The 26,536-nt window shown below is 59.8% G+C and carries 25 protein-coding genes; 13 read left to right on the top strand and 12 right to left on the bottom strand.

Features of this window, described 5'->3' with window-relative positions:
• Positions 1-34: 34 nt before the first annotated feature.
• From WA922_RS07840 to glmU, 3 genes are read right to left on the bottom strand one after another with little or no spacing between them, the layout of a single operon-like run.
• Entirely contained in the window at positions 35-325 is a 291-nt protein-coding gene (locus tag WA922_RS07840; RefSeq protein WP_424771141.1) for an HNH endonuclease, read from the bottom strand.
• Complete coding sequence (locus WA922_RS07835) at positions 322-990, bottom strand: hypothetical protein (protein ID WP_424771140.1); 669 nt, start codon at positions 988-990, stop codon at positions 322-324. The genes WA922_RS07840 and WA922_RS07835 overlap by 4 nt, the downstream gene beginning before the upstream one ends.
• Positions 990-2,345 carry a bifunctional UDP-N-acetylglucosamine diphosphorylase/glucosamine-1-phosphate N-acetyltransferase GlmU gene (glmU, locus tag WA922_RS07830; RefSeq protein ID WP_424771139.1) on the bottom strand — a complete coding sequence of 452 codons (1,356 nt, stop codon included), beginning with the start codon at positions 2,343-2,345 and terminating at the stop codon, positions 990-992. The genes WA922_RS07835 and glmU overlap by 1 nt, the downstream gene beginning before the upstream one ends.
• A gap of 62 nt (positions 2,346-2,407) precedes the next feature.
• On the opposite strand from glmU, the gene WA922_RS07825 reads away from it, so the two are divergent.
• From WA922_RS07825 to WA922_RS07815, 3 genes are all read left to right on the top strand, one after another.
• Positions 2,408-3,112, top strand: a complete 705-nt coding sequence (locus WA922_RS07825) for an HAD hydrolase-like protein (protein WP_424771138.1) — start codon at positions 2,408-2,410, stop codon at positions 3,110-3,112.
• Between the two features lie 139 nt (positions 3,113-3,251).
• The gene (locus WA922_RS07820) at positions 3,252-4,187 is read left to right on the top strand and encodes an SDR family NAD(P)-dependent oxidoreductase (protein WP_424771137.1); all 936 of its coding nucleotides are present in this window, start codon (positions 3,252-3,254) and stop codon (positions 4,185-4,187) included.
• Between the two features lie 72 nt (positions 4,188-4,259).
• Positions 4,260-5,402: a hypothetical protein gene (locus tag WA922_RS07815; protein ID WP_424771136.1), complete on the top strand. Its 1,143-nt coding sequence runs from the start codon at positions 4,260-4,262 to the stop codon at positions 5,400-5,402.
• Here WA922_RS07815 and WA922_RS07810 read toward each other — a convergent pair whose 3' ends face one another.
• The 4 genes from WA922_RS07810 to WA922_RS07795 form a co-directional block, all read right to left on the bottom strand.
• Entirely contained in the window at positions 5,403-5,777 is a 375-nt protein-coding gene (locus WA922_RS07810; protein WP_424771135.1) for a DUF2794 domain-containing protein, read from the bottom strand.
• Positions 5,777-6,481, bottom strand: coding sequence for a serine O-acetyltransferase EpsC (gene epsC / locus WA922_RS07805; protein WP_424771134.1), 705 nt, complete (start codon positions 6,479-6,481; stop codon positions 5,777-5,779). Before epsC ends, WA922_RS07810 begins: the two co-directional genes overlap by 1 nt.
• An 87-nt stretch (positions 6,482-6,568) precedes the next feature.
• Positions 6,569-7,180 carry an HdaA/DnaA family protein gene (locus tag WA922_RS07800; protein ID WP_424771133.1) on the bottom strand — a complete coding sequence of 204 codons (612 nt, stop codon included), beginning with the start codon at positions 7,178-7,180 and terminating at the stop codon, positions 6,569-6,571.
• A 19-nt stretch (positions 7,181-7,199) separates the two neighbouring features.
• Positions 7,200-8,498 carry a heavy-metal-associated domain-containing protein gene (locus tag WA922_RS07795; RefSeq protein ID WP_424771132.1) on the bottom strand — a complete coding sequence of 433 codons (1,299 nt, stop codon included), beginning with the start codon at positions 8,496-8,498 and terminating at the stop codon, positions 7,200-7,202.
• A 71-nt stretch (positions 8,499-8,569) separates the two neighbouring features.
• Between WA922_RS07795 and purM the strand changes: the two genes are divergently transcribed.
• The 3 genes from purM to WA922_RS07780 are packed head-to-tail and all read left to right on the top strand — an operon-like array spanning position 8,570 to position 11,904.
• The gene (gene purM / locus WA922_RS07790) at positions 8,570-9,688 is read left to right on the top strand and encodes a phosphoribosylformylglycinamidine cyclo-ligase (RefSeq protein WP_424771131.1); all 1,119 of its coding nucleotides are present in this window, start codon (positions 8,570-8,572) and stop codon (positions 9,686-9,688) included.
• Positions 9,681-10,670: a phosphoribosylglycinamide formyltransferase gene (purN, locus tag WA922_RS07785; RefSeq protein WP_424771130.1), complete on the top strand. Its 990-nt coding sequence runs from the start codon at positions 9,681-9,683 to the stop codon at positions 10,668-10,670. The genes purM and purN overlap by 8 nt, the downstream gene beginning before the upstream one ends.
• Before the next feature lie 7 nt (positions 10,671-10,677).
• A complete protein-coding gene (locus tag WA922_RS07780; protein ID WP_424771129.1) occupies positions 10,678-11,904 on the top strand; it encodes a sulfotransferase in 1,227 nt (408 codons plus the stop codon).
• Positions 11,905-11,983: 79 nt separating this feature from the next.
• Here WA922_RS07780 and ndk read toward each other — a convergent pair whose 3' ends face one another.
• The 4 genes from ndk to WA922_RS07760 form a co-directional block, all read right to left on the bottom strand.
• Positions 11,984-12,406: a nucleoside-diphosphate kinase gene (gene ndk, locus WA922_RS07775; protein ID WP_424771128.1), complete on the bottom strand. Its 423-nt coding sequence runs from the start codon at positions 12,404-12,406 to the stop codon at positions 11,984-11,986.
• 100 nt (positions 12,407-12,506) lie between these two features.
• The gene (locus tag WA922_RS07770) at positions 12,507-12,980 is read right to left on the bottom strand and encodes a DNA polymerase III subunit chi (RefSeq protein ID WP_424771127.1); all 474 of its coding nucleotides are present in this window, start codon (positions 12,978-12,980) and stop codon (positions 12,507-12,509) included.
• The gene (locus tag WA922_RS07765; protein WP_424771126.1) at positions 12,941-13,102 is read right to left on the bottom strand and encodes a DUF2256 domain-containing protein; all 162 of its coding nucleotides are present in this window, start codon (positions 13,100-13,102) and stop codon (positions 12,941-12,943) included. Before WA922_RS07765 ends, WA922_RS07770 begins: the two co-directional genes overlap by 40 nt.
• Positions 13,103-13,123: 21 nt before the next feature.
• Positions 13,124-14,584 (bottom strand): leucyl aminopeptidase, encoded by a 1,461-nt coding sequence (locus WA922_RS07760; protein ID WP_424771125.1) that lies wholly within the window; start codon positions 14,582-14,584, stop codon positions 13,124-13,126.
• A 113-nt stretch (positions 14,585-14,697) separates the two neighbouring features.
• Between WA922_RS07760 and WA922_RS07755 the strand changes: the two genes are divergently transcribed.
• The 4 genes from WA922_RS07755 (at position 14,698) to rsmA (ending at position 20,447) form a co-directional block, all read left to right on the top strand.
• Positions 14,698-17,031, top strand: coding sequence for an LPS-assembly protein LptD (locus WA922_RS07755; protein ID WP_424771124.1), 2,334 nt, complete (start codon positions 14,698-14,700; stop codon positions 17,029-17,031).
• A gap of 227 nt (positions 17,032-17,258) precedes the next feature.
• Positions 17,259-18,623: a foldase protein PrsA gene (locus WA922_RS07750; RefSeq protein ID WP_424771123.1), complete on the top strand. Its 1,365-nt coding sequence runs from the start codon at positions 17,259-17,261 to the stop codon at positions 18,621-18,623.
• Complete coding sequence (gene pdxA, locus WA922_RS07745; RefSeq protein WP_424771122.1) at positions 18,620-19,627, top strand: 4-hydroxythreonine-4-phosphate dehydrogenase PdxA; 1,008 nt, start codon at positions 18,620-18,622, stop codon at positions 19,625-19,627. The genes WA922_RS07750 and pdxA overlap by 4 nt, the downstream gene beginning before the upstream one ends.
• A complete protein-coding gene (gene rsmA, locus WA922_RS07740) occupies positions 19,620-20,447 on the top strand; it encodes a 16S rRNA (adenine(1518)-N(6)/adenine(1519)-N(6))-dimethyltransferase RsmA (RefSeq protein WP_424771218.1) in 828 nt (275 codons plus the stop codon). Before pdxA ends, rsmA begins: the two co-directional genes overlap by 8 nt.
• Positions 20,448-20,716: 269 nt before the next feature.
• Here the strand turns inward: rsmA and WA922_RS07735 are convergent, their stop codons facing one another.
• On the bottom strand, positions 20,717-22,816 hold the full coding sequence (locus WA922_RS07735) for a malate synthase G (protein ID WP_424771121.1): 2,100 nt from the start codon (positions 22,814-22,816) through the stop codon (positions 20,717-20,719).
• Positions 22,817-23,003: 187 nt separating this feature from the next.
• On the opposite strand from WA922_RS07735, the gene WA922_RS07730 reads away from it, so the two are divergent.
• Genes WA922_RS07730 through WA922_RS07720 form a run of 3 tightly spaced genes read left to right on the top strand, consistent with a single transcriptional unit; the run spans position 23,004 to position 26,472 of the window.
• Entirely contained in the window at positions 23,004-24,215 is a 1,212-nt protein-coding gene (locus tag WA922_RS07730; RefSeq protein ID WP_424771120.1) for a hydrolase, read from the top strand.
• A complete protein-coding gene (locus WA922_RS07725; RefSeq protein ID WP_424771119.1) occupies positions 24,212-25,228 on the top strand; it encodes an arginine N-succinyltransferase in 1,017 nt (338 codons plus the stop codon). Before WA922_RS07730 ends, WA922_RS07725 begins: the two co-directional genes overlap by 4 nt.
• Positions 25,225-26,472, top strand: a complete 1,248-nt coding sequence (locus tag WA922_RS07720) for an N-succinylarginine dihydrolase (protein WP_424771118.1) — start codon at positions 25,225-25,227, stop codon at positions 26,470-26,472. Before WA922_RS07725 ends, WA922_RS07720 begins: the two co-directional genes overlap by 4 nt.
• Positions 26,473-26,536: the final 64 nt, after the last annotated feature.

Here is a 26,536-nt window from a genome sequence, read left to right as displayed (position 1 = left end):
GGCAGTAAAAGGGCGGCCAAAGGGTCGCCCTTTTTTATGGGCGTCTGCGCCGTACCCGGGCGTGAAAGTCTGCCGGTTTATTTTGCACCCAGCAGACAAATTTTTCGATCGCGGGATTGGCGAGCAAAGCATCCCGGTCCTCTCCAAACCGCGCCAGCTCTGCGTTGGAGAAGTGCAGATGGATGGTTTTGTGACAGATCGGATGGACCGGTACCGTGGCCTTGCCTTTCTTTGATTTGGGCACGGTATGATGCCATTGGGTTTTGGTTGCGAACCCGCGTCCGCACAGCCAGCAGGTGGCAGTGTTGGGCTGGCGGGCGATCATTCGGCGTAGAACATATCCGCTGCGGGGTCTGAATATTTTTCCGCCAAAGCAGTTTGGATCGGCATGGCCACATCGGCGCACATAAGCGCGCCCAGCGCGCTGCCACCGCGCAGAACCATTATACCATCATCAATCGCCGGATAATTGGGCTCACCAGCCGTAAAATTGGTCCGCACGACCCGGCTGAAAACAACATAGCGTGTATCGCCCCGGGTAAAGCTGATCTGCGCCTCACCGCCGCCCGAATAGGGGACAGACTTGAATGCCAAGCGGCCATCGGTAGGTGACATGGGCCATGCAAGTTCTGCTGGCTTGTCCGCCGGGCCAAAACGGTATTGGGCGAACGGGGTGCCACCTTTATCCGCGACACAGACCGAGGCCTTCTTGCCGCTTTTCATGGTGCAGGCGAAGATCACCTGTTCATCTGCGCCGCACACAGGGGCGAGCTGCCCGGCGCGCGCACCCGGCTTGGGGGGTGCAGCGCCGCCCGACGAAACCGGCAGCGCGCCCGCCCGATTTTCCCGCTCCGCTGTGGAAGCTTGCGATAGCGAAACCGCATGCCCGGTATCCGCAGTCTGCGGATTGCCATTGTCCGGTCCAGGTGCCTCGTGGTTGCGGCATGCTGCGACCAACAGTACCAGAACAATCGCATGGGGTGCCCGCATTATGCCTTGTCCGTGGCTGCCGCTTTCTTCTTTTTCATCGTGTCATGAAATCGGTCGGCCCAGCCCGGTTTCACCAATTGTTCGGCGCGAACCATACGCAATTCGCCTGCGGCAACATCGCGGCTGACCGTGCTGCCCGCAGCCACAATGGCGTCTGCGCCGATAGTGACCGGTGCCACCAGGGCTGAATTGCTGCCGATGAAAGCCCGTTCACCAATTGTCGTCTGGTGCTTGAAATACCCGTCATAATTGCAGGTAATGGTGCCCGCGCCGATATTGGCATGCGCGCCGACGGTCGTATCGCCCAGATAGGTCAGGTGGCTGGCCTTTGCGCCTTTGCCCAAAGTGGCCTTTTTCATTTCGACAAAATTGCCGATAAAGGCGCCCTCTTCAAGCACCGCACCGGGGCGCAGGCGGGCATAGGGGCCAACGCTGCAATGCTCGCCGACCGTGGCGCCCTCCAGATGGCTGAAGGCGCGGATCGTCGCGTGATCGGCCACCGTGACGCCGGGGCCAAACACCACATTGGGTTCAACCACCACATCACGCCCAAGCTTCGTATCCCAACTGAAAAACACCGTTTCAGGCGCTTTCAGGGATACACCCGCCGCCATTGCCTCTTCGCGTTTAAACTGCTGCCACCCCGCTTCGGCGGCGGCCAGTTCAGCGCGCGAATTGATCCCGGCAACCTCATCGGGGGCGGTTTCCACCGCCACCACGCGGCTGCCCTCTGCAATTGCGTTGGTTGCGACATCGGGCAGGTAATATTCGCCTTGCGCATTATCATTGCCGACGTTTTCCAGCAGCCGCCAGATATCCCGGCTATGTGCGATCAGCACGCCGGAATTGCACAGGGTACAGGCGCGCTCTTCCTGGCTCGCATCCTTATGCTCGACCATTTTGCTGACCGTGCCGTCCGCATCCGCAATCACGCGGCCATAAGCGAGCGTATTATCCGGGCGAAAGCCAAGCACTGCGACCTTGGCCGTATCATCCAGCGCATCGCATAATTTCTGCACGGTCGCCGATTTCACCATCGGACAGTCACCAAAGGCGACCATCACCAGACCGTCAAAGCCGGCCAGTGCATCCTTCGCCATCAATGCCGCATGGGCGGTGCCATGTTGCGGTTCCTGCATGGCAACCGTCACATTGCGGTCTGCCACGGCATCACGCAATTGTTCATGCCGGTCGCCGGCGACCACCACCATATGCGCAGGCTCCAGCGCGTCAAAGCTGTCAAGCAGATGGAACAGCATCGGCTTGCCGCCAATCGGATGGAGCACTTTATGCAGATCGGATTTCATGCGGGTGCCTTTGCCCGCGGCGAGGATTATTGCTGCGAATTTCGTCATACCGTGCCCCATGCCACCAAATGCTTGCGGTTTGAAGAAGGTTCCGCCACGCAGGACCGCCTATGGCCACATTTCCGTTCTCTGCCGTCGGGTTTGATCTTGATGGGACATTGCTGGATACCCACCAGGATCTGGGCGCGGCGGTCAACCACGCGCTGATACTGGGCGGGTTGGACCCGGTACCAGTGGACAGCGCGAAAGACCTGATCGGCGGCGGCGCCAAAATGATGCTATCAAAGGCCGTAGACAGCCAGGGCGGCATGAACCGGGATGCTTTTCACGCATTGTATAAGCAGATGCTGGGCTATTATGCGGAGAATAACGCAGTTCATTCACGCCCCTACCCCGGCATGATCGGGGTTCTGGACGAATTGGCGGCCCGCAATGTCACAATCGCTGTGGTCACGAACAAGTTTGAAAGCTTCGCGACCAGCATCTTGAACCAGCTCAAACTGGCGGACCGGTTTGTAACGATCATTGGCGGCGATACGATGGGTAAAGGCGCCGATGGGAAACACCGGGCCAAACCGGCACCGGACCCGATCCTCGAAGCGCGAAAGCGATGCTCTGTTCACGGCGGCGGCGAAGCATTCGCCTTTGTCGGGGACAGCTCTTACGACGTAAACGCCGCCAAAGCAGCCGGTGTGCCCGTGGTCGCGTGCGCCTATGGCTATTGCGACATGCCCGCGCATGAACTGGGTGCGGATGCTGTGATTGAATCGGCTGGCGAGCTGATTGGCGCGCTGGAGCGGCTTTCCGGTCAGTAATGTGCCGTCCAATGCCGTAGTAACGCTACGGAATCGCGGCTGGCCCTGTTCGCAGTTGCAACACGCGCAATAACCTGCCAATTCATGGCTCACGTTTACGGCAACGTAAAGCAACAGATATCCAATCGGAGAGAGTTTCATGACCATTTCATTCAAAGACCGCGTCGCAATCGTCACCGGTGCCGGTGGCGGCCTGGGCCGTGAATATGCGCTCGAACTGGCGCGCCGCGGCGCAAAAGTCGTGGTCAATGACCTTGGCGGAGCGCGCGATGGCACGGGCACTTCGGATGCAGCCGCGCAGGTCGTTGAGGAAATCGAAAAAGCTGGCGGCGAAGCGATGTCCAATGGCGCTTCGGTCACCGAGTATGACCAGATGGAAAAGATGGTTGCTGACGCCAAGCAGAAATGGGGCGGCGTGCATGTGCTGATCAATAATGCAGGCATTTTGCGCGATAAGAGCTTTGCCAAAATGAGCCCGGAAGATTTCGAGCTGGTGGTCAAGGTTCACCTGCTCGGCTCCGCCTATGCCACCAAGGCATGCTGGGAAACTTTCCGCGAGCAAGCCTATGGCCGCATTCTAATGACGTCCAGCAGCACCGGGCTGTTCGGTAATTTCGGCCAGGCCAATTATGGCGCGGCGAAACTGGGCCTGGCGGGCCTGACCAAAACGCTCCACCTTGAAGGCGCGAAATATAATATCCGTTGTAACTCGCTGTCACCGGTTGCGGGCACGCGCATGACTGAAGATCTGTTCCCCGAAGAGGCATTCAAGCTGTTTTCGCCAGAGAATGTGGCCCCGGCTGCGCTCTATCTGGTCAGCGAAGATGCCCCGACCAACCAGATCGTTGGCGCGGGCGCGGGCGGCTTCCACAGCGCATGGGTGACCATGAATGACGCGGTTTGGCTGAAAGATGGCGAGCGCACTGTCGAAGGCTTCGCCGCGCGCTGGGACGACATCAACAGCATGACCAACCTGATCGCCCCGCAATCGGGCAGCGAGCAAAGCGGCGCTATCCTCAAGGCCATGCAAGACGTGCTCGGCGCGGACGCAGCGCCCTCCAGCGCGCGGGGATAACGTCCGCACTGTATTGACCTACTAATACACTGGGCCTACATCTGTCCCGGACAGGGGTAGGGAGTAGGCCCAATGTATAGTGAAGATGATCTACGTCTGGCCGTCGAGTCCGGCGCCGTCAGCGCCGATGCAGCGGACTCGTTACGCAATTTTGTGCGCCGTTCGCGTTCAGCCCCGACAGGGGACGAAGAAAATTTCCGCCTGATCAACAGCTTTAATGACATCTTCGTCGCGATAGGCGCGGTGATCATGTTGTTTGCTGCCGGCGCGATTGGTCAGGCAATCGGTGCTTCATTCCGGTCCAAATTCGATTGGATCGATTACGATCTGATAACCGCGGCCGAACGCGACGCGGCGATGCTGCAAAATCAAATCTCCTCCGCGATAAGTCTGTGCCTGGCTGGTGCGCTGGTTGCAGTGATCGCTTGGCCATTGGCGGAATTCTTTACCCGTAAACGCCGCATGGCATTGCCCAGCATCATATTGCTGCTGGCATTCGTGGGCGGTATCTTTGCCGCTGTCACCGGTCTTGCAACATTAAGCGCTGCCTATAATGCTGACGACCGGTTAGTCGCGGTGTTGATCGGCGGCGCAGGTCTGGTGGCCGCCGCTGCTGCGTGGCTTCATTGGAAGCGGTTCCAAGTGCCGATCACCGTCGCGGCTGGGGCTGGCGCTGCAACGGTAACGATGATCGCCTTGCTAGTGGCCGCAATCGGCCCTGACACTTTTAATGATAATGGCGATGTCGTGCTCGCGCTGGTGTTCATTGCCGGTCTTGTAATATTCGCGCTCGCCATGCGCTGGGATATCAGCGACCGCGCCCGCCAAACGCGCCGCAGCGATGTGGCCTTCTGGCTTCATTTGCTGGCCGCACCGATGATCGCGCACCCGCTCTTTTACATAATCGGTGTCACAAACGGCCGCGAAATCGGCGCAGTTGCGGCCATCGCTGTCCTTGCCGTCTATATCGCGATGGGATTGATCGCGCTCACGATCGACCGGCGCGCTTTGCTTGTATCGGCTTTGGCCTATGTCCTGGTAACGCTGACCTGGTTGTTTGACCGGTTCGGGGCGGTGGAGCTTAATGTCGCGCTGACCGCTCTGGTGATCGGCTCTGCCTTGCTGACCCTATCCGCTTTCTGGACCCCGATCCGCAGATTCATTGTGACAAGATTGCCCGGATCGGTGCAGGAGAAACTGCCGATTATCGGCTGATCAGCCGTCGACCGTTTTCATCAACCGCCGTTCCATCGGCGCGAGCACGCCGGCGAGCTCATGACCGCGCTTCAACACCTGGCCGTGTTCGCCAAACAATGTCCACATACCTTGCTTGTTGCGCAGGGAAGGACGCTTTTCGATCCGCGCCTGCGGACGTTCAGCGGCGCGGCGGAAGGCGCAGAACACGGCCGTATCTCGGGTAAAATCCATCGCGTAATCCCGCCATTCACCGGCGGATACCATGCGGCCATAAAGGTTCAGTATCCGCTGCAGCTCGTCGCGATCAAACGCCACTTGCGCCGCCGCGCGGCCCGGAAACGCGATGATCCTGTCAACGCCGCTGCCATTATTTCCTGCTGAACCCGCTGCCATCAATCGTCAGTTCCGCTGCGCGTGACCGGCTTGGCACTGGGTGATTTCATCGCTTCCAGTTCGGCCTGCATAAGCGCCACCTGACTTTCCAGTGCCGCAATTCGGCCCGCGCCCGTTTCTATCAGTTCTTCGCAGGGTTCATCGCACGGTGTCCCATAGGGAATGAAATCCTTAATCCATTCCTCCGCCGGGACCAGTGTCGAGCGCGCCTTCATGCCGACCATCGTGGCACCTTCCGGCACATCATCGGTCACCACCGCATTGGCACCCACCCGGCCCCGCTTGCGTATCGTAATCGGGCCGATAATCTGGGCGCCTGACCCGATGATGACATGGTCTTCCAATGTCGGATGGCGTTTGCCGCCAATCCCGTTGGTGGGGTTTGTTCCGCCCAGCGTCACGCATTGATAGATCGTGACATCATCACCAATCTCGGCAGTTTCCCCGATCACAGTAAAGCCGTGATCGATGAAGAAATTTTTTCCGATACTCGCCCCAGGATGAATATCAATGGCGGTCAAAAAGCGTGAAAAATGGTTCACGATCCGCGCGAGAAAATACAGGCGCGCCTGAAACAGCCAATGCGCCACACGGTGGAGGCCAAGCGCCAGTACACCGGGGTAGAACAGCACTTCCCAACGCGAACGGGCCGCCGGATCGCGCGCCCTGATGGAATCCAGATATGCGGTGAGGCCGGAAAACATAGGCACTCATTCCTTTCTAGCCCGCCCCCACGGGAATGGTATATTTTCCACCAATCCTGCACACACGCAAGCCCGGCAGATGACAGATCAGAACAAATCGGGCTGTTCTGACCCCAGAACCGCATCCAGTGCGTCACGCCAAATGCCCAAAGTCGCAGGCGCCTTGCGCTCCAAAGTCAGACGGTCAATTGCATCGACCAGACGTTCCAGTGCGGCAAAACTTCTTTCCGCGCGCGGTACAAGATAGGTAAGCGCGCCCTCGCCCAGCGCAAGCCCCCGCTGCGCCGCAAGGCTGTGTATCAGGGCAGCTGCCATATCATCATCCGGGGCCATCATTTGAAGGTGCATCGCTGCGCCCAGTCGAGATTTCAAATCGGGTAAGGCAATGTCCCAGCCCGCACCATCGCAGATCAGCAATAAGGACGTGCCGCTTTCCTGCGCGCGGTTCCACCGGTGGAACAACTCGGTTTCTGCAAGCTGGTCCGCCCCATCAATACACTCGCCGCTGCCTTGCGCCGCAAACCACCGGCCCAGCAGCGATTTTCCGCTGCGCGCCTCGCCCGTCAGGATGGCGGTTTTGAACGGCCAGCTATCAGCGCGCTTCAGGCTTTCGATTATATCGGCATTGGCATTGCCAACGACAATCCGCTCGGGATCGCCCGCGCGCGCACTCTGTAATGGCAAAGCAATCTGCGACATCACTATGAGACTAGGCGGCCTAGCGGCTGATGGCGAGTGCCCCTGCACCCTGACTGACGGTAAAGCCGCGCGCGCGCAATGCCCCGGCGAGTTCGGACAGGCTGCCGCCATAGGTCACGCTCATCACCGATGTTCCGCCAATTGCCAGACTGCTGGTGGCGGCACCGCGAACCCCGGCTGTCGCGCGCACTGCCGCCAGCGTCGCATCGATCGTTCCGGCATCGGGGCTGGCGAACTGGATGGTATAGCTGGACAGCACCGCCACCGGCGCAGCGTCTGTCGAAGGCGGCGCCGGGGCAGCTTCGGGCGCGGTACTTTGCTCGCCGCGTTCCGCCGCCTCAGCCGCAGCCTGCGCTGCTCTGTCGCGTGCATCGGCAGCGCGCCCTGCCTCAATCAGGCGCTGCAAAGCCGGGTCTGCATCGGTCAACCCGCCCGTCAAGGTCGGGTTGGGGCGCAGTTTCCCGTCCGCCAGCCCCTGTTCGAACATGGCATCGAAACGCTGCACCGCTTCGCTGTATAAGCGCGGTAAATCCGAATAGCCTCGCGCCGTCATGGTGAAACTGTCAAGATAGGTACTGTCCGGCCCGTAGCGACCGGTAAACGTGACATCGATCGGCCCGCCGGGCCACTGATAATCCAGGCTGGCAATTGGCACCAGAACGTCGGCAGCTTCAAACTGGTCGAGGATGTTGCGCCACCAGATCCGGCTGCGGCGGCCGGTCTGCCCAAATGTCAGCAAGAGCGAATCGCCCGCCGCGCCTGACGGGCGGACATAATCGATGCGGCTCGACCCGGCCTGATATTCCGCCCAGGCGCGCTGCCAAAGATTGCGCCGTTCATAAACCAGCTGCGATCCGCCGCTGAATGTGACCGGCATAAGCAACATTGGCGCAGACCGTGCCCGCTGGCCCGACGATCCCAGAAACCGGCTCGCGCGGGAGCGATCGAAAATGACCCCCAATCGGGCAATATACCGGCGCGGACCAATCTGTTCCTTATCGATTACAATTGCAGAAACCATTGATTGCAATTGAGAATCAGAGATTTTCGGGCCACCCAGCTTGGCCCAGCCATCGCGCTGTGCCTGCCGCCAGCCTTTCTCTCGCGCATCCTCTGCACTGTCTCCGCGCACATCCACGTCGATACCGCCAACGTCAATATCGCTGCTGCTGACCACCGCTGCGATACCGCGGTTGCCGTCCACCTGCGCGCTCAACAGGTGGCCGGCGAGCACTGCGCATAGCGCGGCCATCACCGCTGCTGCGGCCAGCAAGATCGCTTTGCGCGATTGAGGTAAAGAGGCGAGATAATGGGCCATCGGGGAAAACTTTGGGCCTTTTGCCGAAAGGTGCGTGGAATTCCAAGCGCGAATGGCTAAAGCCAGTGCCCATGTCAAAAGATAAAGATATCACTTCCGCTCAGCCGGAACGTTATACGTATGCCAAAGCCGGCGTATCGATTGATGCCGGCAATGCTCTCGTGCGTGCCATCGGGCCTTTGGTAAAGGCGACGGCGCGGCCCGGTGCGGCATCGGAAATTGGCGGTTTTGGAGGCTTTTTTGATCCCAAGGCGGCGGGATATACAGACCCGTTGCTGGTCGCCGCGAATGACGGTGTCGGCACCAAGGTGAAGCTGGCGATTGACGCAGGCCGGCATGACACCGTGGGAATTGATCTGGTCGCGATGTGCGTCAATGATCTGATCGTCCAGGGCGCGGAACCGTTATTTTTCCTCGATTATTTCGCCACCGGGACATTGGAAACAGGTATAGCGCAACGCGTCGTGGCGGGCATTGCCGATGGCTGCAAAGATGCAGGATGCGCGTTGATCGGCGGCGAAACAGCGGAAATGCCGGGCATGTATCAGGCCGGTGATTATGATCTGGCGGGCTTTTGTGTCGGCGCTGTCGAACGCGGCGAGCAATTGACCGGCGATGCGGTTGCTCCCGGACAGGTTTTGCTCGGCCTGGCCAGCTCGGGTATCCATTCCAACGGATATTCGCTGGTCCGGCGCTTGGCGGCGGATAAGGGGTGGAAGCTGGACCGGCCCGCTCTGTTTGATCCCGACAGGCTGCTGATTGATACGCTGATCGAACCGACACGCATATATGTGAAAAGTCTGCTGCCTGCGATACGATCGGGCAGAATTGCCGCGCTCGCGCATATTACCGGCGGCGGATTGCTGGAGAATATACCGCGCGTATTACCCGGCGGGGCGCATGCGGCGGTGAATGCCGATAGCTGGGATCAGCCGCGGTTGATGGCGTTCCTTCAGGCGCAGGGCAATATCGAGCCCGAAGAAATGGCGCGGACATTCAATTGCGGTATCGGCATGGTCCTGGCGGTCCGGCCCGAGCATGTCCCTGCGCTGACTGCCGAGCTGGAGGCGGCGGGCGAAACCGTCTTCGCCATCGGTACTATAGGCGAAGGCGAAACCGGCTGCACCGTCCACGGATCAGCGGGAACATGGGCCGCGAAAACCGATTGGAAAGCAGAACATTTTGGCTGATACCGCGCCTGAACACCCCGGTCCGCCAAAAGCCAGGGTTGCCATCTTCATCTCAGGCACAGGCACCAATATGGCGGCGCTGCTCTATGCCAGCCGGTTGCCCGGTGCCGCATATGAAGTGGTGCTGGTGGCCAGTAACCAGCCCGCTGCCACCGGTCTGGCGCTGGCGCAAAGTGAAGGGATAGCCACGTTCAGCCAGCCGCATAAAGGCATGGACCGCGCCGCGCATGATCAGGTGATGGAAGCCGCCGCGATCAGGGCGCGTGCCGATTATATCATACTCGCAGGCTATATGCGGATCCTCTCGGATGAATTCGTTCGCCGCTGGCACGGGCGAATGCTCAATATCCACCCCTCGCTGCTGCCCAAATATCGCGGTCTTGACACTTATCAGCGCGCGATCGATGCGGGGGACGAAACAGCGGGCGCGACGGTGCACCTTGTTTCAACCGAGCTGGATGCGGGGGAAATTCTGGGCCAGATCGCGGTGACAGTCCAGCCCGGTGACAGCGCAGACAGTCTGGCCAGGCGCATCCGGATTGCCGAACATCAGCTCTATCCGCAAATTGTCGCCCGTTACGTCGCGCGGCAATATGACGCGGGATGGTTGCTGGCACAGATCCGGCGCATGGCGTTGCAAATGCCGGAAACCGAAGAACGCGAAAGCCACGGCGCACCCGCTTGGCGTACCGGCGGGAAAAGCGGTAAATATTTCGCCCATTTCGCTGACCGCCATCACGGGGTACCGCATGTCGCGCTGCTGGTGAAAACCGGCGGACAGGACGAGCTGGGGGCATTGATAGACAATGATCCTGATGCATTTTTCCGTCCGGCCTATTACGGTGCCAGCGGCTGGGTTGGCATAATCCTCAACCGGCCCGGTCTTGACTGGGATCAGGTAACCTACTGGCTACAGCGAAGCTGGCAATCCGCCGCGCCCAAACGGCTTAGCCGGCTGTTTGCCGCGGCCAGCGAGTTTTAGGCCGGACATGTCCCCACCCCGGCACCCACCCCGGCCGCATCCGCTGGCGCGTGCGCGCTGGGTAGACCGGCTCGATACGGGGCTGAACAGGGCATGGGATAACGGATGGTTGCCCCGCGTCCCGCTGGATGCAGACGAATTGCTGGCTCGGGCCTTCAAGGGATATGACACAGCCGATCTGGCCGCTGGCCGCGCTGATGACGATGTCGCCGATTTCACCCAGAGGCTGCATAGATTATGCGCCTCGGTAAAGAGCGAGGCAAAGCTGAACGCGGTTGGGCATGCATTTGCTTACGGTCTGCTCAGCCGCGCGATACACCAGCGATTGGCGCTTGGCGCGGTGTGGCGCAAACAGCCGCAGCTGGTCGTGACGCAAATTGCCCCGCCGATTATCGTGGTTGGCCAGATGCGCTCTGGCACAACACGTATCCATCGGTTGCTCGCATCAGACCCGGCCCATAGTGCCACGCGGTTCTGCGACAGCTGGCATGCCGTCCCGGCGCGCCCCGATATACGGCCGCTGATCGGCGGGGTGGCATTGGCCGCAGCGCGGATGCTCGATCCCTGGATTGATGCGCTGCATCCGTTCGGGGCTGCGCGCGCTGATGAGGAGCTGGGCTGGTTGGCGTGCGCGCTGAGCCACTGCGCCTATGAAGCGCAGTGGCACATCCCGTCTTACACAGCGTTTAGTGAAGCGCGTGACCCCGCGCCGATCTATCGCGAATTTGCCCGTATTTTGCGAACCGACGCCGCGCATCATGGCAGTGCGGCCAAACCGCGGATCCTCAAAGTCCCGCAATTTACCGAAGATCTCGATGCTTTGCTCGGCGAACTTCCGCATGCGAAAATCATCGTCTCCCGCCGGAGCGACGATGATACGCTGAAAAGCTCTGTCTCCCTGGTTGCCAACCAGATGGCGATCCAGTCAGACGATGTCAGCCTGGAGCGGATCGAACAGGAATGGCGGCGCAAGATTGCGCTGCGCGAAAGCAGAGTGTCACGATCATTGGCGAATTATGCTGGCCCGGTTGCCGAGCTTGATTTTGACCGGTTGGGGCACAATTGGGTGGAGGAGATCACCCGCCTGTACAAGACACTCGGCCTGCGCCTGACGAAACAGGCGCTTGCAGCGATGCACAAGGAACAGAGCGCCAATTCGCGGTCCGCCCACCATCAGCATGGCCCGCAGCTGGCCAGTTTCGGTGATCGCAGCACATCCGGCCCGCCGCATTGACCTTCACACAAAAAAGGCTCCCGGAACGCTCCGGAAGCCCTTTTGTGTCACATTTCGCGAGCGGCCGGCTCGCGGGCGGTCAGCCGACAATTTCGTCTTCGCCGAAGAAGAATGCAATTTCAACAGCCGCGTTTTCATCGCTATCGCTGCCGTGAACCGAATTGGCTTCGATGCTTTCGGCCACTTCCTTGCGGATGGTGCCCGGCGCTGCGTCAGCAGGGTTGGTCGCGCCCATAATGTCGCGGTTGCGCTGCATGGCGTTTTCACCTTCGAGCACCTGGACGACAACCGGGCCGCTGATCATGAAATCAACCAGCTCGCCAAAGAAAGGGCGCTCTTTATGCACTGCGTAAAAGCCCTCGGCTTGCGCGCGGCTCATATGGATACGCTTTGATGCAACCACGCGCAGCCCCGCATCCTCCAGCATTTGCGTAACCTTGCCGGTCAGATTGCGCCGGGTCGCGTCGGGTTTGATGATCGAGAAAGTGCGGGTAACCGCCATGAAAAATTCCTTATGTCATATCGAGATTGGGCTGTAATAATATTGCGCGCGGAGTTAGCGCCGCATCGCCCGCTTCGCAAGTATTATAGGGCCATCGCGCTCACGCGACTTTTACCCATTTTCCGCCATCCTGCCGGAAGAAACTGCGCTCCACCCCGTCCCGACCGTCCAGCCCGCGCCAGCATGCGCGCGCAGCATCCAGCGTGGCGGCGTCAAATAGCAGGAATGACCGGTCGAAACCCTCTGCCGTATCGCGCCATTGACCATCGGCGAAGATGATATGGGAGGCGCCATTTACGGCTCTGCACTCACCGGACAGCAGGATCGGCTGACGGTCTGCCCCCGGTTCGTTCGATGTCCCATTGGCCAGGAATGCTTCGGGCGCCGTTTCCCACAGGGTTTTGCCAATCACGGCAAGCTGCGCCGGATCAGAGGAGACGACCAGCAACCGGTCACCCGCGCCGCAGACTTTTTGTGCGATCAGTGCGACCACCCGCTCTGCCGGATCGCGGCTCAGTTGCCAGAAATCGACTTTCACCGCGCGGTTCCATTGGCGGACGGATTGCGGCGGCACCGCTCCGAACAATACAGGACATTATCCCAGTCCCGTTCCCATTTCTTGCGCCATGTAAATGGCAACCCGCATGCTTTGCACAGCTTGCTCGGCAAGTCGGCTTTCTTGCGCATGCGGGCCATTGTTTACCCCCGTCTACCGGATCAGGCTTCGAGTGTTTCGCGGACGAAATTATCAATCAGCCGCACGCCGTATCCGGTTGCGCCCTTGTCCCAGGTCGCGCCCGCTTTGTCCGCCCACACCATGCCCGCAATATCGCAATGCGCCCACGGGGTGTCATCCATGATAAAACGTTTGAGGAACTGCGCGGCAGTGATGGAACCGGCACCGCGCGGACCGATATTCTGCATATCGGCAATCGGGCTGTTGATCAGCTTGTCATAAGCGGGCGACAGCGGGAAACGCCACAATTTGTCACCGCTGGATTTGCCCGCCGCAAGCAAGCTGTCTGCCAGCGTATCATCATTGGCAAATACACCGCCATGCTCGCTGCCGAGAGAGATGATCATGGCGCCGGTCAGCGTGGCGAAATCGATGATTTGTTTGGGTTTGAATTCGACCTGCGTCCAATGCAGCGCGTCGGCAAGCACCAGCCGGCCTTCTGCATCCGTGTTTAACACCTCAATCGTCTGGCCGGACATTGACGTCACCACATCACCGGGCCGGGTCGCCCTGCCATCAGGCATGTTTTCCACCAGACCCACGACCCCCACAATATTGGCTTTGGCTTTGCGTTTGACCAGAGTGAGCATTGCGCCGACAACAGCGCCGCTGCCGCCCATATCCCATTTCATATCGCCCATGCCAGGCCCCGGCTTGAGCGAGATGCCGCCTGTGTCAAAGGTGACCCCTTTACCGACAAAGGCGGTGGGCGCATCGTCATCAGCGCCGCCATTCCAGCGGATCGCCAGCATGCGCGAGGGTTGCTCTGACCCCAGACCGACACACAGCAGTGACCCCATGCCCAGCTGTTCCATTTGCGCGTCATCCAGGATAATCAGCTCCGCACCGGTGCCAGCGAATTTTTCCTGACAGCGTTCAACAAAACTGACCGGAAACAGCGTGTTGGCCGGTTCGGCGACCAGATCGCGGGTGAACTCGGCCCCCTCGGCAATGGCGGCGGCATCCGCCCAGGCTGTTTCAGCGCCCTCCGCTGCGCCGATCACGGACACCTTGGTCAGCGATATCTTCTGTTCCTCTTTCAGCTTCGTGCGGTAGGCGTCATGCCGCCAGCTGCGTAGCCGCAGGCCCAGCAGTACCGACGCGGCTGCACCGGCATCAAGCCCGCTGGCAGTGAGATCGAGCACCAGATGCGTCTCGCCCGATGTCAGATATTTCGCGGCCAGAGCAGCGCCGGCTTTTTCAAGATTGAGCGAACGGTTGTCTGCGGCGGGTTCGCCCGCACCGGCAATCGCCACGCGGATGACATGTCCCCCGCGTTCGACGAAACTTTCAAATATCTGGGCAGGGGTGCCCTTGAAACGGGCGGCATTGGCCCCTTCGGTCAGCGATTTCTCCAATTCTTCTGGCATTTTGCCCTTATTGGCAACATAGGCGACGAGGCGCGCATCAGAAGGGCGGGTGGCGGAAAAATTGACCTGCATGGGAACTCCAGAAGAAAAGATTGCGCCGCTATGTGCGCGTGATGCGTTGGGCTGCAAAGATTGTGCCCGCGAATGGAATTGCGATTACGCGCGGGCGGTGCGATAGGCAAGTCATGCGCGCCCCGCCATATTCCATACCCACCGTATCGCGAAAGCGGCGTTTTGTTCCGGCGATTGCGGCCACGGGCGGCGCTGTGCTGGTTGCTTTGGCCATGCCGCACACTGCCGCAGCGCAAACTGTCCGCGCCGATGGCCAGACCGCAGCACCAGCAGATCCCGCCCCTCCTGCCGAACCGGTGGACGCGCGCGGTCCAGCTGTAATCAACAGCGCGGCTGAGAGCCGCAGGATCATGTTCGAAGCTGATGATCTGGCGTATGATTCCCAGCAGGACATCATCACCGCCAGCGGATCGGTTCTGCTCCGCAGCGAGGACCGGTCCCTGCGGTCTGACCAGGTGATCTGGAACCGCGCGACCGGGCAGATCGAGGCATCGGGCAATGTCCGTTTTGTCGATCAGGATGGCAGCCAGATTTTCACCAACCGGATTGAATTGACCGATCAATTTGAAGCGGGCGCGATGGATGATCTGCTGCTTGCGCTGCGCGAAGGCGGAAGGCTGGCTGCGCGCAGCGCGGAACGTCAGGCTGATGGGTCCATCGTGCTGACCACTGCCGCTTACAGCGCCTGCGCGGTGGTTGATCCCGAAGGCTGTCAGAAAAGCCCGAGCTGGCGCGTCACGGCCGAGCGTGTGACCTATGACCCGGACGACAGAAAGATTCGGTTTGACGGGGCCTATCTTGAACTGTTTGGGGCCAGAGTGCTGCCGATGCCGGGCCTGTCGGTTCGCACAGATGGCAGCGCGGTATCGGGCGTGCTGATCCCGGACTTGCGCGTTTCGCAGTCCAACGGGGTCGAGATCGAAGGCGGATATTACTGGCGAGCTGGCGACAATCGCGATCTCACCGTGCGCGGTTATCTGTATAGCGAGGCACCGCCAATGGTGTCCGCCCAGTGGCGGCATCTGACCAGCCGGGGCGCGTATCAGATCACCGGCTATGCCACCGCCAGCAACCGCATCAGCGATTTCGGCGCAACGCCGACCTCGGAACGCGACCCGCGCGGATACATCGCGGCAAACGGCAAGTTCCAGTTCGATCCGAAATGGAGCGTTACCGGGTCCATCCGCCGTGCCAGCGACCGGACTTTTCTGCGCCGATACGATATAAGCCGCGACGATCGGCTGCGCTCGACAGTCAATCTCGAGCGCATATCCAGCACATCATATTTCTCACTTGCCGGCTGGGCCACCCAGACCATGCGGATCAATGCACCGCAAGGCGAAGTTCCCCTCGCCCTGCCGGTGATCGATTACCGCAAGCGGTTCGATGATCCGGCTGGATTTGGCGGCACGCTGGAACTGCAGGGCAATACGCTCGCGATTACCCGCCGCGACGGGCAGGATACGCAGCGCGCATTCGGCAGCGCCCAGTGGCGGCTAAGCCGCCTAACCGATCTGGGCCAGATCGTCACGGTGACCGGGCTGGTGCGCGGTGATGTCTATCATTCAGGGGATAACGGACTGACGGCGACGGCTATTTATCGCGGCAATCCCGGCTGGGAAACGCGGGCCATCGCCGTGGGCGCGGTGGATGTGCAATGGCCGTTTATCGGCGAAGCGTTTGGCGGAACGCAGATTGTAACGCCGCGCGTGCAACTGGTCGCCACTCCGCCAATACGCAATCTCGCAGTCCCGAACGAGGATTCGCGCGCAATCGACCTTGAGGATTCCAATCTGTTCTCGCTCAACCGGTTTCCTGGCTATGACCGGTTTGAGGACGGTATCCGGTTAACTTATGGGCTGGATTGGGAAGTGCAGCGCCCCAGTTGGCGGTTCAAATCATCGCTTGGCCAGTCATACCGGCTGGAGAATGACCAGACGGCTCTGATTGGCGGTACCGGAATTCGCGAGCGCGTGTCCGATTTCGTCGGGCGCACCGAATTGCGCTTCCGTGATATGATCAGCATTACCCACCGATACCGGCTCGACAAGGATAATTTCGCCGTTCGCCGTAACGAATTTGATGCAACGATTGGTGACAAACGGACCTATGCCGAGATCGGCTATTTGCGTCTCAACCGGAATATTGCCGAGGGTATCGAGGATTTGCAGGACCGGGAGGAGCTGCGCTTCGCCACCCGTGTTGCTTTCGCGAAATACTGGTCGATTTTTGGCGCCGGGATTATCAATCTCACCGATTTTGAGGAAGACCCGACTCTCACCTCTGACGGCTTCGAGCCGATCCGGACGCGGCTGGGCGTGTCATATCGCGATGATTGCCTGGAACTCGGCCTGACCTGGCGGCGCGATTATTCCGAAACCGGTGATGCGGAGCGCGGAAATACATTTCAGCTGTTTTTCGCCTTGCGCAATCTTGGGTTCCGCTGATTGCGCTCTGCGTGCCGCGCTTCACCCAGCCTTATCTATCACCCAGCCTTGCCTATCACCCAGCCTTATCTATCACCCAGCCAAATGATTGGCAGGATCATGGAAACAGGCTAACGCTCAAACGCGCTCAGCTTCGGTTAAGCCGGAACTGTCACATTAAAACAGATATGCATTGCGGGCTTCCGCTTTATTAACACCATATATAACCCGGTATAGATGTGAGTTTTATGATCTTTTCGACCCGTTACGTATTGAAAAAAGCGCCGGCGGCACTGGCCTGCACGGTCGCCGCTCTTGGTCTGACGCTGAGCCCGGTGGCGACGCTGGCCCAGGCTGCGCCGCAACAAGGCGCGCCAGCCCTTAATATTCCCGCCGACGTGAAGCTGCTCGGCAATAACAACCCGAATATGCGGATACCAACCGCAGTCGTGAACGGCACGGTCATCACCGGAACCGATATCGACCACCGTGTGGCTTTGCTGGTCGCGGCATCCGAAGGCGAATTACCGCCCGCCGAATTGCAGCGCGTGAAAGAGCAGGTTTTGCGCAACCTGATTGACGAAACCATCCAGATACAGGCGGCCGAGGCACAGGAGATGCCGGTTGACAATGCGCTGGTGGAACAGCGTTACAACAGCCTGGCAGCACAGAATTTCGGCTCCAACCCTGATCAGATGGACATTTATCTGCTCCGCATCGGCTCCTCCCCCGCATCGCTTAAACGGCAGATACGCGGCGAGCTGGCCTGGAATAATCTGATCCGGCGCAATATCTCGCCCTTTGTCAATGTTTCTGAAGAGGAAGCCCGCGAAGTAAAGGAGCGGATGGAGGCATCGCGCGGAACCGAAGAATACCGGATTGGCGAAATTTACCTGAATGCCACAACCGAAAATCGCGCGGCTGTTGAGCAGAACGCACGGCAGATCGTGCAGCAATTGCAGCAGGGCGGCAGCTTTGTGGCCTATGCCCGCCAATTCTCCGAATCCTCCACCGCATCGGTTGGTGGTGATCTGGGCTTTGTACGTCTGGAGACCCTGCCGGCCGCGATGGTGGAACAGGCCCGCCAGATGCAACCGGGCGAATTGCGCGGCCCGTTCGCCATCCCTGGCGGGATCATGGTCATGTTGCTGATCGACAAGCGGCAGGTTCTGATGGCTGATCCGCGCGATGCGATCCTCGATCTGAAGCAAATTTCGGTCAGCTTTCCTGACGGGACTGACCAGGCGGCGTTTGAAGCCGGTGTGGAGCGTTTCAATGCATCGATCGCGTCCATGCGCAGCTGCGCCGATGCGGAAACGGTGGGCGCGTCAATCGGGGCCGAAGTGAATGCAAATTCCGTCCAGGCGAGAACTCTGCCAGACCAATTGCAAGCTCCGCTGCTGGCTATGCAAATCGGCCAGACGACCCAGCCATTCGGTTCAGTCACCGATGGGGTGCGCGTCCTGATGTTATGCGGACGGACCGATGCTGCCCAGGATAGCGGGCCGGAACTTGAACAGATTATGGCCAATCTTGAGGAAGAGCGCGTCCAGAAGCGCGCCCAGCGGTTCCTGCGCGATCTGCGTAACGACGCATATATCGAATATAATTGACCACCTTGCGGCGTGTCTTTGCCGTATCACTGGGTGATCCGGCCGGTATTGGACCGGAAATTATCGCGCGGGCCTGGACGCAGCGCGTGCAGGCGGATTTGCCGCCATTTTGTGTGATCGGCGGAGCGGGCGTTCTGGCTGCCGCCGCCACGGCGTGCGGGCTGGATGTCCCCGTGCGCGCGGTCGCTTCGCTCGCCGAAGCTGCAGATATTTTTGAGACGCATTTACCCGTCTTTGGTACGATGGATGAACCCTTTACTGCGGGCCACCCATCGCAACATGGCGCAAAGCTGGCCCTGGCATCGCTCGAAGGCGCGACACAACTCGCGCTTGGCGGCGAGGTACCCGCGATGATCACCGCCCCGGTGAGTAAGACGCAGCTGGCAGATATCGGTTTTGAACATGCCGGGCAGACCGAATATCTCGCGCATAGCTGCGCCGTGCCGCCCGGTGATGCTGTGATGATGCTGGCGGGGCCGCAATTGCGCGCCATTCCGCTCACCGTGCACTGCGCGCTGGCCGATGTTGCAGGCATGATAACGACAGACAGGATTGTTCACCGGGCGACCATTGCCGATGCTGCGCTGCGCCGCGATTTCGGGATCAAACATCCGCATATCGCCATTGCCGGGCTCAATCCGCATGCAGGGGAAAATGGCGCGTTCGGGAAGGAAGAGATTGACCATATCGCTCCGGCAATCGCGGCGCTGCAATCTGCTGGCATATGCGCAAGCGGGCCGCATCCCGCCGATGCGCTGTTTGCGCCGCATGCGCGGCCTGGCTATGATGCGGCGCTGTGCATGTATCATGACCAGGCGCTGATCCCAGTGAAGGCTCTCGATTTCGACAAGGGGGTCAATGTCACGCTGGGCCTGCCGATTATCCGCACTTCGCCCGATCATGGGACCGCGTTTGACATAGCCGGTCAGGGGGTTGCCAATGCGGGCGCAATGATTGCAGCGATCCAGATGGCAGGTGCATGTGCCGCGCGCCGCAATGGCTGACCTGCCGCCTTTGCGCGAAGTGATCGCGCGCCACGGTTTGAGCGCGTCCAAAGCGATGGGCCAGAACTTCCTGTTTGATGAACAGCTGCTTGCCCGGATCGCGGCCATTCCTGGTGATTTGCAGGGCCAGGCAGTGCTGGAGATCGGGCCTGGTCCGGGCGGCCTGACCCGCGCGTTGCTGCGTGCCGGGGCGCGGGTTACCGCTATCGAGATGGATGGACGCTGTCTGCCCGCACTGGCCGAGCTGGAGGTTGCCTTTCCGGGGCAGCTGGCGGTTATTCATGGCGACGCGATGAAACTCGATCATGACGCGCTCTTGTCCGAGCCTTACGCCATTGCATCCAATCTGCCCTATAATGTCGGCACCGCGCTGCTGGTTAAATGGCTTGGCGGGCAACAATGGCCGCCGCAATGGACCTCGCTGACATTGATGTTCCAGCACGAGGTGGCCAAGCGGATCACCGCGCAGCCCGGCGGCAGTGCCTTTGGACGCCTCGCCATCTTGGCACAGTGGCGATCCAAAGCCGTGCTCGCCATGAAAGTGCATCGCAGCGCCTTCACACCGCCGCCCAAAGTTATGAGCGCGATCGTCCATGTCACGCCGTCCGACATGCCAGATGACATATCTGCAAAATTGCTGGAGCAGCTGACCGCCGCCGCCTTTGGGCAAAGGCGTAAAATGCTGCGTCAAAGCGTGAAAACCATCCCCGGTGCGCTCGATGCGCTGGCCGATCTCGCTATTGACGATACGCGCCGGGCAGAGACCTTGACCGTGGACGAATTCATGCAGATTGCGCGCATATTATCGGCGCGCCAATAGCCGGGCAACATCTCGATTGGCGCAGACCGTCTGCGCCCCGGCCATATCGCCCGTTACCGCTCGTATATGGCAACATGATAACGGGACATTTTCCTACACCGCAAAAACCGGCTATCGGACAAACATCGGGTGACCTCTCAATCAGCGCCGCCCCCCCCGGGGGGGATACTGCCCGGACAGCTGAAGCATTAATTAATTATTTTGTTTAATATCAATAATTTATAGTCTATTCGCGCGCTTGACACAGTGTCAATTGTGTCAAGCAACTGTCACCCTGCTTTTTTCCGCAGACGCCATTGGTGAAGCAGGGGCTCGGTATAGCCGCTGGGCTGCTCGGCACCTTTGAACACCAGATCGCATGCAGCGGTGAAAGCCGCTCCGTCCCAATTGCCGGTCATCGGTTCATAAGCGGGATCGCCTGCATTCTGCGCATCCACGGTTTCCGCCATCCGTTTGAGGCTGTCCATGATCTGGTCCTGCGTACACACGCCGTGGAGCAGCCAATTGGCCATATGCTGGCTGGAGATACGCAATGTCGCGCGGTCTTCCATTAAACCCACATCGTTAATGTCCGGCACTTTGGAACAGCCGACACCGGCATCGATCCAACGGACAACATAACCGAGCAGCCCCTGTGCGTTATTGTCGAGCTCTTCGCGGATGTCCGCCGCGCTCCAATTGGTGCCCCCGGCCAGCGGTATGGAAAGCAAGGGTTCCAAACCGGGCACATCACCCAGCTCCTTCTGCACTTCGAACACGTTCTTCTGATGATAATGCAGCGCATGCAGCGTTGCCGCGGTTGGTGAAGGAACCCACGCAGTGTTCGCGCCTGCATTCAAATGCCCGATTTTCTCGCGCATCATCTGCCCCATCAGATCAGGGGCCGCCCACATCCCTTTGCCGATTTGCGCCTTGCCCGACAGGCCGTGGCGCAAACCGATACCGACATTGCGCGCCTCATAAGCGGTCAGCCATGCCGACGATTTCATCTCTGACTTGCGGACCATTGGCCCGGCGTGCATCGAGGTATGGATTTCATCACCCGTCCGGTCAAGGAAGCCGGTATTGATGAATACGATCCGGTCTTTCACCGCATGGATACACGCGCCCAGATTGGCGCTGGTGCGGCGTTCCTCATCCATCACGCCCACTTTTATGGTGTGGCGCGGCAGCCCCAGCAGATCCTCCACCGCATCGAACAGATCATTGGTAAAAGCGCATTCTTCTGGCCCGTGCATTTTGGGCTTCACGATATAGATGCTGCCATGTCTTGAATTGCCGAATGCAGCTTTGCCCTCGACATCAATGGTGCTGATCGCGCTGGTGAATACGGCATCCATTATGCCTTCGGGAATTTCGCTGCCATCGGCCAGATGCACCGCCGGGTTGGTCATCAGATGTCCGACATTACGCACAAACATCAGGCTACGCCCGGACAGCGTGCCCGGGGTGCCGTCTGCTGCTGTAAAGTGCTTGTCCGCCGCCAATGTGCGTGTGTGCGTCGTGCCGCCTTTCTCAAAGCTTTGCTGCAGATCCCCGCGAATGATGCCCAGCCAGTTGGTATAGGCAAGCAGCTTGTCCTCCGCATCGACTGCCGCAACCGAATCTTCGCAATCGGCAATTGCGGTGAGCGCGCTTTCCAGATTGATATCTGCGATACCAGCGCCATCGGTCGCGCCAATCGGGCTGGCTGGATCGACCACCACCTCAATATGCAGACCGTTGCTGATGAATAACGGGCCTTTGCCGGTGGTGCCGACATATTGGCCGCTATTCTGCAAAACGGCCGAGGCAGCATCAGTGCTGTCCGTCCAGCTGCCGGTTGCCAGCGGCACAGCCTCGTCCAGGAATTTGCGCCCCGCCGCAATCACCGCCGCGCCGCGAACGGGGCAATATCCCGCTTGCTGGGCGGCAGGGGCATCCTCCAGCGCGTCTGTACCGTAAAACGCATCATACAAACTGCCCCACCGCGCATTGGCAGCGTTGAGCAGGAAGCGGGCATTGAGAATAGGCACGACCAGTTGCGGCCCGGCCATTGTCGCGATTTCTGCATCGACGTTCTGCGTACCGACCACAAAATCACCCGGTTCGGGGACCAGATAGCCGATTTCTTCGAGAAAGGTTTTATACGCGCCCGCATCATGAGGCTGTCCGCGATGCTGCCTGTGCCAGCTATCAATCTGGCGCTGTAGCATATCACGTTTGACCAGCAATTGTCTGTTGCGCGGCGCAAAACGGGCCAGCAAAGCCGCAAATCCATCCCAAAAGGCATCGACATCGCGGCCCAGCGGGCCAAGAACCTCGCGCTCCATAAATTCAGCCAGTTTGCGGTCGATTGTCAATCCGGCACGTGTCGCGATATCGCTCATAAATCCTCACAGATAGGGGGCGCACGGCACCGTCATGCTGATGCGCTATTTTGAATGTGTAAGTCTGGGGAGGACCCGTTTGATATGGCTGGCCAAGCACCAGAATGCAACAGCTTTGGCAAGCCATACGTCCCCAAGCGGATATACAGGGTTGGACAGCCTCGTTCGCCGGGCTAAGCGTGGCCGCATGTCACAGCTCAATCCAGTTCATGCAGGTCTGATCGAACCCATTGATGGCAGCGCAATGCTCGCTGACGCGCAGAGCTGGAGCGCGGTCAATACCGGTTCTGCCAACCTGCCGGGCCTGGCCAGACAAGCGGCGCTGCTCTGCGATGCAATGGCGGCTCTGCCCGGTGACATAGCTCTGGTTGATCCGGCGCCGGTCACCGCAATGGGTGCAGACGGTCAGATTTTTGAAAAACAGCATGGTCAGCATCTCACCGTCAGCGTGCGTCCTGATGCGGAGCGGCGGCTGCTGTTTACCGGACATATGGATACCGTCTTTCCCGCAGATCATACATTTCAAGACCAGACATGGCTGGATGAGGATAGGCTGAACGGCCCCGGCCTGGCGGATATGAAAGGCGGGATTGCGGTTTTTCTTCACGCATTGCGCGCATTTGAGCGTAGCGGTGTAGCGGACAAAATCGGTTATGATATTCTGATTAATTCGGATGAGGAAACCGGCTCGCTAGCGTCGGCTCCGCTGATTGAGGCGATGGCGCGGGGCAAATTTGCGGCGCTCACTTATGAACCAAGCGCGCTGCCCGACGGCACCTTAGCCCACGCACGCGGCGGTAGCGGAAACTATTCACTGACGATCACGGGGAAATCGGCCCATGCAGGCCGCAACCCTCAGGACGGGCGCAATGCGATTGTGGCAGCGGCGGCTTTGGTGCTCGGCCTCAAGCAATTGCAGACCGATCAATGCCCGATCAACCCCGCCAAGATTGAAGGCGGCGCGGCCAATAATGTGGTCCCTGACCATGCAGTTTTGCGGTTCAACATCCGCCCCAAAAGCCCCGCTGCCGCTGCCGATTTTGAAAGCGCGCTTGCCGCACTGATTGGCGATATCCAGCAGGCGCAGGAGGTATCGATCCATCTGCATGGCGGTATCTCGCGTCCGCCCAAACCGGTTGATCGCAAAGCCCAGGCGCTGTTTGATCTGGTGCGCGATTGCGGTGCCTCGCTTGGCCAGGATATTCGTTGGCAATCCACCGGCGGGGTGTGTGATGGCAATAATATCGCATCCTGCGGTGTGCCAGTGGTCGACACGATGGGCGTGCGCGGCGGATCGATCCATTCGCCTGACGAGTTTATGATCGTCTCCTCCTTGCCCGAACGGGCGGCGCTCTCCGCGCTTGTCATCCACCGCCTCGCATCAGGAGAAAGCCTGTGAGTTTCCGCCTTCGCGCCGCCCGCGCATCCGATTTGGAACCGCTTTACGAAATGGCGAAACTGACCGGCGGCGGCTTCACCAACCTGCCAGCAGACCGGACCGCGCTCGCGGCAAAACTGGAACGCGCAGCCAGTGCCTTTGGCCGCGATGATGGACAGTTGGGCGATGATCAATTCGTGCTGGTTCTGGAAAACCGCGAGACGGGCAGCGTGCGCGGGACTTGTCAACTGTTCACTCAGGTCGGGCAGCAATGGCCATTCTACTCCTACCGGATGACCACCCTGACCCAGCACTCGCAGGAACTGGACCGGACAGTCCGTGCAGAAATGCTCAGCCTGGTCACTGATCTGGAGGGCGCGAGCGAGGTTGGCGGGCTGTTTCTACACCCCAATGAACGCGCCGGCGGGCTCGGTCTGCTTCTCGCGCGCAGCCGCTATCTGTTCATTGCCATGCACCGCGCGCGTTTTGCTGACCGTATTCTTGCCGAATTGCGCGGTATTATCGACGACCGCGGCGGATCGCCATTCTGGGATGGTGTCGCTGGCCGGTTTTTCGGGATGAGTTTTCAGGAAGCGGATTATTTCAACGCCATCAATGGCAATCAGTTTATCGCAGATCTGATGCCAAAACATCCGGTCTATATCGCGATGGTATCAGACGATGCGCGCAGCGTGATCGGCCTGCCCCACCCTACGGGCCGGGCGGCCATGCGAATGCTTGAAAATGAGGGCTTTGCCGCTGAAGGCTATGTCGATATTTTCGATGGCGGTCCGACTATGACCGCGCGCACTGATGCCGTGAAAAGCATCGCCGGTTCACGCTGTGCAACCGTGTCCTCAATCGCTCTTAAGACCGGTGAGAAAGCTCTGGTTGCGGCCGGCAATCTCGGCGATTTCCGCTGCTGCTACGGTGCGAGGGAGCTGTTGGAGGATGGCAGCGTCGCGCTTGATTCCTGCGCAGCAGACACGCTGGATGTGGCGGTTGGCGATACGGTCTGGAGCATTGCCCGGTGAACGCGGTTGAAATAAATTTTGACGGTATTGTCGGCCCCAGCCATAATTACGCCGGGTTAAGCCTGGGCAATCTGGCCGCCACCAATAATGCGGGCGAGACGTCTTATCCGCGTGCCGCAGCACTGCAGGGCCTGGCCAAAATGCAGGCCAATCATGCAGTGGGGTTGGCGCAGGGATATCTGCTCCCCCTGCCGCGCCCGAATGACGGGCTAATACGGGCTCTCGGCGTGGACAACACCGCCGATCCGGCCCTGCTCCGCGCTGCATGGTCCGCGAGCGCGATGTGGACTGCCAATGCGGCCACGGTCAGCCCGGCTGCCGATACGCTCGACGGCAAATGCCACCTTACCGCCGCCAATCTGGCAACGATGGTCCATCGCGGCCAGGAATGGCCCGATACGGTCAAGCAATTACGCGTAGCATTCAGCAATGCGGAATATTTTGCGGTGCACGATGCCGTGCCCGCCAGTTTCGGTGATGAAGGCGCGGCCAATCACATGCGGCTGTGCAGAGAGCATGGCGCCGCCGGGGTCGAGATTTTCGTATATGGCCGCACAGGCGGCGCATTCCCAGCCCGCCAGCACGAGCAAGCCAGCCGGGCTGTGGCCCGTCTCAATCGTCTGCCGCCGGATAAAACCGTTTTCATCGAACAGAACCCGGAAGCGATTGCGGCGGGCGCGTTCCACAATGATGTGGTGGCTGTGGCAAATGAACAGGTGCTGTTTACACACGCCCTTGCTTTTGCTGACCAGCACGGCGCCTACGCTGCCATCCGCGCAAAATTCCCTGAACTCGAAGTGGTCGAGGTCCCGGCCCGCGCCGTCAGTCTGTCACAGGCCATCACGACCTATCTGTTCAATTCGCAGCTTGTGACAATGCCAGGCGGCGGGGCGGAGCTGATTGCGCCTGAGGAAGCCCGGACCGAGCCTATCCTGCGCTGGGCGGAAGAGGCGATCGGCGGCAACCAGCCGATCCGCACGATCCGGTTCGTGGATGTGCGCCAGAGTATGGCCAATGGCGGCGGACCGGCCTGTTTGCGGCTGCGCGTGGTGGCCGACCCCGCCACTGTTGATCCGCGTTTTATGCTGGACGAGGCCAAGGCCGAGCTGCTCGGCAATGTCATCAGCGACCATTGGCCACAGGAAATTGCCCCCGGTCAGATCGGTGACGCGGAGCTGCGAAAGCGTGTCATTGCGGCACGCCATGCCATGTTGACCGCGCTGGACCTCGATGAACTAAGTTAACGCGCTGGACGCCGCACAATGTATCGCTAAGATCATCTGCGGATTAACCATTGTGAACGGTAGC

Source organism: Pontixanthobacter sp., from assembly GCF_049682855.1.
Lineage (GTDB): Bacteria > Pseudomonadota > Alphaproteobacteria > Sphingomonadales > Sphingomonadaceae > Pontixanthobacter.
This window is presented reverse-complemented; position numbering and strand designations above follow the sequence as displayed.